Source organism: Mycoplasmopsis cynos (genome assembly GCF_900660545.1).
Taxonomy (GTDB): Bacteria; Bacillota_I; Bacilli_A; order Mycoplasmatales; family Metamycoplasmataceae; genus Mycoplasmopsis; species Mycoplasmopsis cynos.
Window position 1 is genome coordinate 1 of sequence record NZ_LR214982.1, and the last position, 8,276, is coordinate 8,276.

Here is an 8,276-nt window from a genome sequence, read left to right on the forward strand (position 1 = left end):
TTATGGATTGTTACAGTTGCAGGATTTGTTTTTTTAGATGAAACACAAAAACTAATTACTTTTTAAAACCTTATATCATAAATAATTTAGGTGAGATTAGAAAAGAAATAGAATTAGTAGAAAAAGAATACTTTTATACTCTTTTAAAAAATAATGAAATTTATTCGATTTGAGATGGTTTTGACCCAGGTAAAGTTGATAATGCGTCGTGAGTGCGTGTTGCATTAACTAAAAAAGGAGAAATTTTAGTTTTAGAAGCAGTAGAAGATATTAAAGCTATTACAAAAACAGATAGCAGATTACAAAATTGTAGAGCATTATTAAAAATAATTGATGAAAGCAATAAAGATATAATGCAATATTTAAAAAATAAAAATTCTTTTGATGATGAAGAAATTTTAACAGCAGAAACATTTAACAGTGTTATTGCTTGTGATAACGATATTATTATTGAAAACTTAAATGCAATTGCATCAGAAATGCAATTAGATAACATTTATGCAGTTAAAGCAAATAGACGTGATACAAATAAACAAGCTTTCGGCATTGTGTCCCGCCAAAATTGAGAAAAATTTATTTTTGCTAATGGTCTTATTAAATTAATAAATTCACAAGGCAGCAAAAAACTTTTAGAAAACTTTACTAAACAAGTTATACCAGATCAAGAATTAAAAAGAGACGAAAGTATTTTTGCAGAAATTTACGATTTAATTAATGCTTTTGAAATGGCGTGTTCGTTTATATATAAAAATCAATATTTAATTTTTCAAAGTAAAGGAGAATAAATGTCAAAAACAAATGAAGAAATTTTTAAATCAAATTTTATATTAACTAATTCTCAAAATTTTAATTCTATTTTTGGTGAAGGAAAAGAGTTTAAAATACCAGACAGTAAAAAACAATTTGAAAATGATGGTGCAGTACAACAAATGACACAGCTTGCTAACGCTTTGCCAAAAATAGAATTAGAAAATCAAAAAGAATTATTAAAATTTTTGAATAATAATTATTTTTTAGAACTAATACAAAAATTAGAGGTAATGCTTTATAAAAAAGGATTGGCTGCATTAGGTATTTTAGAAAATAAAAAAATAGTTTTAGCAGAAGTAATAGATTATGCATTTAATTTAGATAATGAATTATCTTTTTTAAAAGTTTCATTAGGACAGCAAAAAATTAAAAATGAAGTTTTTGAAGTTGTTTATGAATATGATTTAGATAGTAATTACATTAAAAAATATGGTATTAGCACTAGAACAGGCAAAACAATATCACCAAAAGAATTATTTGGTAGCACTTATAAACAAGAATTAAATGTTAATAATTTTATACCATTCACTGTTTTTAAAAATAAAGCAAGTGAAGCGCCAGATATTGAAATGGTAAATCCTGAACTTTTTGAAATTTTAAATGCTAAATATAAATCATTAATTTTAGATATGTATTTATCTTTACCAATCCCGCAAGTACAATGGAATGTTGGCGGTACAAAAGCAGACCAAATTGTTAAAAATCTTTTTAGCTTAGATAATAATAGAACAGTTAAAATCGATAGCAAAGCGACAATATCTGCGCTAGGTGATAATTTTGATATTAAATATGCACCAACACAAGCACCTCAAATTATCTCAACAATTGAAAATTTAATTTATTGAATTAAAAAATCTTTATTAATTAAAAAAGATGGTGATGATGGTGGTACTCATAATAAACATAATGCAGAAATAGCTACATTAAATTCAGCGTACGAAGATTATATTGAAATGAAAGCGAATTTAAGAGAGATATATTATCAAAACTTTTTTAAAATCATTTTAAGAGTACTTAAATTAAATTATGAACAAGATATAAATGTTATTGTTGTTTCTTCAACTAAATGATTAGAAGAACAAGCGAAACAATTACAAATAACACAAAATGGTGTTATGCTAAATAATAATCAAGTAGTGCATCAATTAAACCAAGAGGAAGACCAAAATGGACGCATTAACAATTAGTGATAACATAACAACTTTATATGTTTATAAAATTAAAAATTTTATAGAAAAACAAAAACTAGAAACAAATTCTAAAAATTTTATCAGACTTGAATTTGTTGGTGAATTTGATGCAACAATTACAGCAAGAGCAAAACAAACAAATTTAAATTTAGATAATAAAATTTTAAAACTAGGTTTAAATGATAGTTTAACAGTTGCTATTGATGATAATTTTATTTTTGATGAAAATGAGTTTTATTTTATTTTAGGCTCAAAATACCAAGCGCATACAGGTTTATATGATGCTTATTATTTTGAAACAAAAATTGATGAACTAATTTTTAATGATTTAGGCGATGATAAAATACAAGAATTTACAATAACTAAATTAAAATCTTTCAAGAATTAAATGACATAGAATTTATTGTTGTTAATGATGAAGATGATGTTAATAATGAATTAGAAGTTGTTAATGCAGATGATAAAATCGATATTACTAGTTATCAACTAGAATTTTATTCTTCAGCATTAATCAATCAAATAATGCACTTTAAAAATGATTTTTTGAAGTGCCTAATTTGAAATAAAAGATAATAAAAAACCTATTTTAATTTTTGCTAATCCAACAGCAGTTTATGATAATACTTATTCTTTATTTTTATGAAACATCTCAAAATTTTATGTAGATAATTGAAGTGTTATAAGTTTCTTTTTAAGACGCTTAACGTTAGAATATCATAAAAATTATGAACATTATTTAAAGCAAATTGTTAATAATGGTAGTCATCGCGAAATACTAAAAGAATGTGCGTATAACACATATGTAGAGTTTCAAGGAACAGAAACCCAACGCAAAGAATGAGCAGATAAAAACGGTAATGCAAAAAGTTCAGACATAAACGATTATTTAATCCGTAATTTTTTATCAATTAGGCCAGAAGCAGAAAAGATAAAGTTTTTAAGTTTATTATTAATGTTTTCAGAGCAAATAGCATCGTCCTATTGTTGAAAAGGTGGATTAAATGATGAACATAAAGCAGCATTACCAATGACAGCATATTTTAAAGATATTGCTAATGAATACTATGTTGATAATCCTAGAATTGTTTTAGAAAGTTTATTATATAGTACAAACGAGCAAGATAATAACGATATAAAATTTGGTGTATATAATCAATTTTTAAATAAAAATATTTTCTTTTTAAATGGTAAAACAGTGCAATTCGCATTAACACCAGACCAATTTGAAGAACCAGAATTATCACAAAGACCTGTTGATTTTAATAATAAAACTTTAAATCTAAATTATCCATTTTATTTATTTTTAACAGAACAAGATACAAGTAGCATTTTAGGTTTAAGTAGTACAATTCGAGGACATTCAAAAGAAGTTATTAAAGATGATATTTTAGTTTGAAGTGGTATTAAAGATGAAGAAAAATATCAAACTGTTAATTGAGAGCAAGAATTACAAAAATATCTTGCTTCAGAATATCCTCACTCAGAATTTGAGTTTTCAATCCTAGGAAGACAAAATATTTTTACGCGTCGGTTAAACGTCCCTCTTGTGATTGAAAATAATTATTATTATAATGAACTACATCAAAAGCAAAAATTATATTTTGAAAAAGATAAATTTTATTTGACAAGTTATGATGCAATCCTAGGTTCACCATCACCAGCAATAAGACACGAATATTTAAAAATACGTGTAGTTAAAAAAGATTATGACAATTTATTTACTTTTGAAAATCAAAATTTATTTATGATTAATAATCCAAATGATTTAAATAAAAAAATAAATAATCACATTAATCGCATTGAGTTTTTTACAAATCCAGATAAAGTAATTATTAAAGGTGCATTTTTACAAGATTATAAAATAATTTTAAAAGGTAATGCTTTTGAAAATGGAAAAGAATTTAACATTAAATCAGACAATAAATTAACTAATAAATTAATTTTTTGAAAATAAAAACCAGGGAACCGCAGCCCATTAAAGACGGAGGAGTTATTAATGAAACTATTCGAAAATTTATCTCAAAAACTTGGCATATCTTGTCAAGAAATTAATGAAAAATTAGGTATTAAGGAAAATGCTAGCAAACCTGAAATACTTAATGCATTAGGTGTTTATGCTATTTTTGATGAAAAAGAAAACTTATCTAGTTATATCGCAGATAAAATAAGCAATAAGACCAAAGAACTAGAAGCTTCAAACTTAGAAAAAGAAAAAGCATTAAATGAAATTAATGAATTAAAAATCAACTTTCTAATTTTGAAACTACTAAATCGCATTTAAAAGAACTTATTAAAAATGAGTTTAATAAAATCGACTTCACAACTAAAACAGATTTTGAACAATTAGATATAAATAAATAGATTATTCTAATGTTAAAAATCAATATTACAGCAAGCAACGAACTTAATTGAGAAGTCAAAGAACAACCCCAACCCCAAGAACAACCCAAGAAAACAATTTTAAAGCGAAGGGGATATTAACAAGATATTAAAGGAGAATTTTATATGGCAAATGAATTAACATTAAAAAGTGCGCTGCAAACAGAATTTAGTTTAGTGCAACCAAAAACAACACACGGAGCAAATTTAACACTTCAAGCAGCACAAATGGAAAGAGCATTATCTAGCTTAGTAGATAAATCATTATTTTTAAATATTTGTAAAAATACTGTTATTTTAGAAAGCTCAGATTTAAACGTTAAATACAAAAAGTAGTAGGTTCTAAATTTAGTCCTAAACCGCAATTGGAACAGGTACAGCTAATAAATGACGTCTTGGTGGAAGTATTAACGTAAGTTGAAATGAACCAGTTACAGTTTTTGAAGCAAACAGATGATTGATTTTTAAACTTGTAACTTTTTGGTTCAATTTCAACTTACGTTAATACTTCCACCAAGACGTCATTTATTAGCTGTACCTGTTCCAATTGCGGTTTTAGGACTAAATTTAGAACCTACTACTTTTGTATTTTAACGTTTAAATCTGAGCTTTCTAAAATAACAGTATTTTTACAAATATTTAAAAATAATGATTTATCTACTAAGCTAGATAATGCTCTTTCCATTTGTGCTGCTTGAAGTGTTAAATTTGCTCCGTGTGTTGTTTTTGGTTGCACTAAAACTAAATTCTGTTTGCAGCGCACTTTTTAATGTTAATTCATTTGCCATATAAATTCTCCTTTAATATCTTGTTAATATCCCTTTCGCTTTAAATTGTTTTCTTGGGGTTGTTCTTGGGGTTGGGGTTGTTCTTTGACTTCTCAATTAAGTTCGCTTGCTTGCTGTAATATTGATTTTTTAACATTAGAATAATCTATTTTATTTATATCTAATTGTTCAAAATCTGTTTTAGTTGTGAAGTCGATTTTATTAAACTCATTTTTAATAAGTTCTTTTAAATGCGATTTAGTAGTTTCAAAATTAGAAAGTTGATTTTTTAATTCATTAATTTCATTTAATGCTTTTTCTTTTTCTAAGTTTGAAGCTTCTAGTTCTTTGGTCTTATTGCTTATTTTATCTGCGATATAACTAGATAAGTTTTCTTTTTCATCAAAAATAGCATAAACACCTAATGCATTAAGTATTTCAGGTTTGCTAGCATTTTCCTTAATACCTAATTTTTCATTAATTTCTTGACAAGATATGCCAAGTTTTTGAGATAAATTTTCGAATAGTTTCATTAATAACTCCTCCGTCTTTAATGGGCTGCGGTTCCCTGGTTTTTATTTTCAAAAAATTAATTTATTAGTTAATTTATTGTCTGATTTAATGTTAAATTCTTTTCCATTTTCAAAAGCATTACCTTTTAAAATTATTTTATAATCTTGTAAAAATGCACCTTTAATAATTACTTTATCTGGATTTGTAAAAAACTCAATGCGATTAATGTGATTATTTATTTTTTTATTTAAATCATTTGGATTATTAATCATAAATAAATTTTGATTTTCAAAAGTAAATAAATTGTCATAATCTTTTTTAACTACACGTATTTTTAAATATTCGTGTCTTATTGCTGGTGATGGTGAACCTAGGATTGCATCATAACTTGTCAAATAAAATTTATCTTTTTCAAATATAATTTTTGCTTTTGATGTAGTTCATTATAATAATAATTATTTTCAATCACAAGAGGGACGTTTTAACCGACGCCGTAAAAATATTTTGTCTTCCTAGGATTGAAAACTCAAATTCTGAGTGAGGATATTCTGAAGCAAGATATTTTGTATTCTTGCTCTCATTAACAGTTTGATATTTTTCTTCATCTTTAATACCACTTCAAACTAAAATATCATCTTTAATAACTTCTTTTGAATGTCCTCGAATTGTACTACTTAAACCTAAATGCTACTTGTATCTTGTTCTGTTAAAAATAAATAAAATGGATAATTTAGATTTAAAGTTTTATTATTAAAATCAACAGGTCTTTGTGATAATTCTGGTTCTTCAAATTGGTCTGGTGTTAATGCGAATTGCACTGTTTTACCATTTAAAAGAAAATATTTTATTTAAAAATTGATTATATACACCAAATTTTATATCGTTATTATCTTGCTCGTTTGTACTATATAATAAACTTTCTAAAACAATTCTAGGATTATCAACATAGTATTCATTAGCAATATCTTTAAAATATGCTGTCATTGGTAATGCTGCTTTATGTTCATCATTTAATCCACCTTTTCAACAATAGGACGATGCTATTTGCTCTGAAAACATTATAATAAACTTAAAAACTTTATCTTTTCTGCTTCTGGCCTAATTGATAAAAATTACGGATTAAATAATCGTTTATGTCTGAACTTTTTGCATTACCGTTTTTATCTGCTCATTCTTTGCGTTGGGTTTCTGTTCCTTGAAACTCTACATATGTGTTATACGCACATTCTTTTAGTATTTCGCGATGACTACCATTATTAACAATTTGCTTTAAATAATGTTCATAATTTTTATGATATTCTAACGTTAAGCGTCTTAAAAAGAAACTTATAACACTTCAATTATCTACATAAAATTTTGAGATGTTTCATAAAAATAAAGAATAAGTATTATCATAAACTGCTGTTGGATTAGCAAAAATTAAAATAGGTTTTTATTATCTTTATTTCAAAATTAGGCACTTCAAAAAATCATTTTTAAAGTGCATTATTTGATTGATTAATGCTGAAGAATAAAATTCTAGTTGATAACTAGTAATATCGATTTTATCATCTGCATTAACAACTTCTAATTCATTATTAACATCATCTTCATCATTAACAACAATAAATTCTATGTCATTTAATTCTTTGAAAGATTTTAATTTAGTTATTGTAAATTCTTGTATTTTATCATCGCCTAAATCATTAAAAATTAGTTCATCAATTTTGTTTCAAAATAATAAGCATCATATAAACCTGTATGCGCTTGGTATTTTGAGCCTAAAATAAAATAAAACTCATTTTCATCAAAAATAAAATTATCATCAATAGCAACTGTTAAACTATCATTTAAACCTAGTTTTAAAATTTTATTATCTAAATTTAAATTTGTTTGTTTTGCTCTTGCTGTAATTGTTGCATCAAATTCACCAACAAATTCAAGTCTGATAAAATTTTAGAATTTGTTTCTAGTTTTTGTTTTTCTATAAAATTTTTAATTTTATAAACATATAAAGTTGTTATGTTATCACTAATTGTTAATGCGTCCATTTTGGTCTTCCTCTTGGTTTAATTGATGCACTACTTGATTATTATTTAGCATAACACCATTTTGTGTTATTTGTAATTGTTTCGCTTGTTCTTCTAATCATTTAGTTGAAGAAACAACAATAACATTTATATCTTGTTCATAATTTAATTTAAGTACTCTTAAATGATTTTAAAAAAGTTTTGATAATATATCTCTCTTAAATTCGCTTTCATTTCAATATAATCTTCGTACGCTGAATTTAATGTAGCTATTTCTGCATTATGTTTATTATGAGTACCACCATCATCACCATCTTTTTTAATTAATAAAGATTTTTTAATTCAATAAATTAAATTTTCAATTGTTGAGATAATTTGAGGTGCTTGTGTTGGTGCATATTTAATATCAAATTATCACCTAGCGCAGATATTGTCGCTTTGCTATCGATTTTAACTGTTCTATTATTATCTAAGCTAAAAAGATTTTTAACAATTTGGTCTGCTTTTTGTACCGCCAACATTCCATTGTACTTGCGGGATTGGTAAGATAAATACATATCTAAAATTAATGATTTATATTTTAGCATTTAAAATTTCAAAAAGTTCAG

At 25.2% G+C, this 8,276-nt stretch carries 13 protein-coding genes and 1 pseudogene; 6 read left to right on the forward strand and 8 right to left on the reverse strand.

Features of this window, described 5'->3' with window-relative positions; all coding sequences use genetic code 4:
* The 6 genes and pseudogenes from EXC48_RS04615 to EXC48_RS00250 form a co-directional block, all read left to right on the forward strand.
* Positions 1-785: pseudogene (locus tag EXC48_RS04615) on the forward strand (hypothetical protein); the annotation flags it as partial.
* Positions 786-1,997: a hypothetical protein gene (locus tag EXC48_RS00230; RefSeq protein ID WP_129720346.1), complete on the forward strand. Its 1,212-nt coding sequence runs from the start codon at positions 786-788 to the stop codon at positions 1,995-1,997.
* Positions 1,978-2,388, forward strand: coding sequence for a hypothetical protein (locus tag EXC48_RS00235; RefSeq protein ID WP_129720347.1), 411 nt, complete (start codon positions 1,978-1,980; stop codon positions 2,386-2,388). Before EXC48_RS00230 ends, EXC48_RS00235 begins: the two co-directional genes overlap by 20 nt.
* Before the next feature lie 564 nt (positions 2,389-2,952).
* A complete protein-coding gene (locus tag EXC48_RS00240; protein ID WP_129720348.1) occupies positions 2,953-3,954 on the forward strand; it encodes a hypothetical protein in 1,002 nt (333 codons plus the stop codon).
* Positions 3,955-3,996: 42 nt separating this feature from the next.
* Positions 3,997-4,281 carry a hypothetical protein gene (locus tag EXC48_RS00245; RefSeq protein WP_129720349.1) on the forward strand — a complete coding sequence of 95 codons (285 nt, stop codon included), beginning with the start codon at positions 3,997-3,999 and terminating at the stop codon, positions 4,279-4,281.
* A 224-nt stretch (positions 4,282-4,505) separates the two neighbouring features.
* On the forward strand, positions 4,506-4,715 hold the full coding sequence (locus tag EXC48_RS00250) for a hypothetical protein (protein WP_129720350.1): 210 nt from the start codon (positions 4,506-4,508) through the stop codon (positions 4,713-4,715).
* Between the two features lie 18 nt (positions 4,716-4,733).
* Here EXC48_RS00250 and EXC48_RS04620 read toward each other — a convergent pair whose 3' ends face one another.
* From EXC48_RS04620 to EXC48_RS00275, 8 genes are all read right to left on the reverse strand, one after another.
* A complete protein-coding gene (locus EXC48_RS04620) occupies positions 4,734-4,874 on the reverse strand; it encodes a hypothetical protein (RefSeq protein ID WP_165035598.1) in 141 nt (46 codons plus the stop codon).
* A gap of 82 nt (positions 4,875-4,956) precedes the next feature.
* On the reverse strand, positions 4,957-5,142 hold the full coding sequence (locus tag EXC48_RS00255; RefSeq protein WP_129720351.1) for a hypothetical protein: 186 nt from the start codon (positions 5,140-5,142) through the stop codon (positions 4,957-4,959).
* Between the two features lie 48 nt (positions 5,143-5,190).
* Positions 5,191-5,679 carry a hypothetical protein gene (locus EXC48_RS00260; protein WP_129720352.1) on the reverse strand — a complete coding sequence of 163 codons (489 nt, stop codon included), beginning with the start codon at positions 5,677-5,679 and terminating at the stop codon, positions 5,191-5,193.
* A gap of 42 nt (positions 5,680-5,721) precedes the next feature.
* Entirely contained in the window at positions 5,722-6,054 is a 333-nt protein-coding gene (locus EXC48_RS00265; protein WP_129720353.1) for a hypothetical protein, read from the reverse strand.
* A gap of 285 nt (positions 6,055-6,339) precedes the next feature.
* Complete coding sequence (locus EXC48_RS04625) at positions 6,340-6,477, reverse strand: hypothetical protein (RefSeq protein ID WP_165035600.1); 138 nt, start codon at positions 6,475-6,477, stop codon at positions 6,340-6,342.
* A 4-nt stretch (positions 6,478-6,481) separates the two neighbouring features.
* Positions 6,482-6,718, reverse strand: coding sequence for a hypothetical protein (locus EXC48_RS00270; RefSeq protein ID WP_129720354.1), 237 nt, complete (start codon positions 6,716-6,718; stop codon positions 6,482-6,484).
* Positions 6,719-7,521: 803 nt separating this feature from the next.
* Positions 7,522-7,689, reverse strand: coding sequence for a hypothetical protein (locus EXC48_RS04630; RefSeq protein WP_165035602.1), 168 nt, complete (start codon positions 7,687-7,689; stop codon positions 7,522-7,524).
* A gap of 329 nt (positions 7,690-8,018) precedes the next feature.
* Positions 8,019-8,255, reverse strand: coding sequence for a hypothetical protein (locus EXC48_RS00275; protein WP_129720355.1), 237 nt, complete (start codon positions 8,253-8,255; stop codon positions 8,019-8,021).
* Positions 8,256-8,276: the final 21 nt, after the last annotated feature.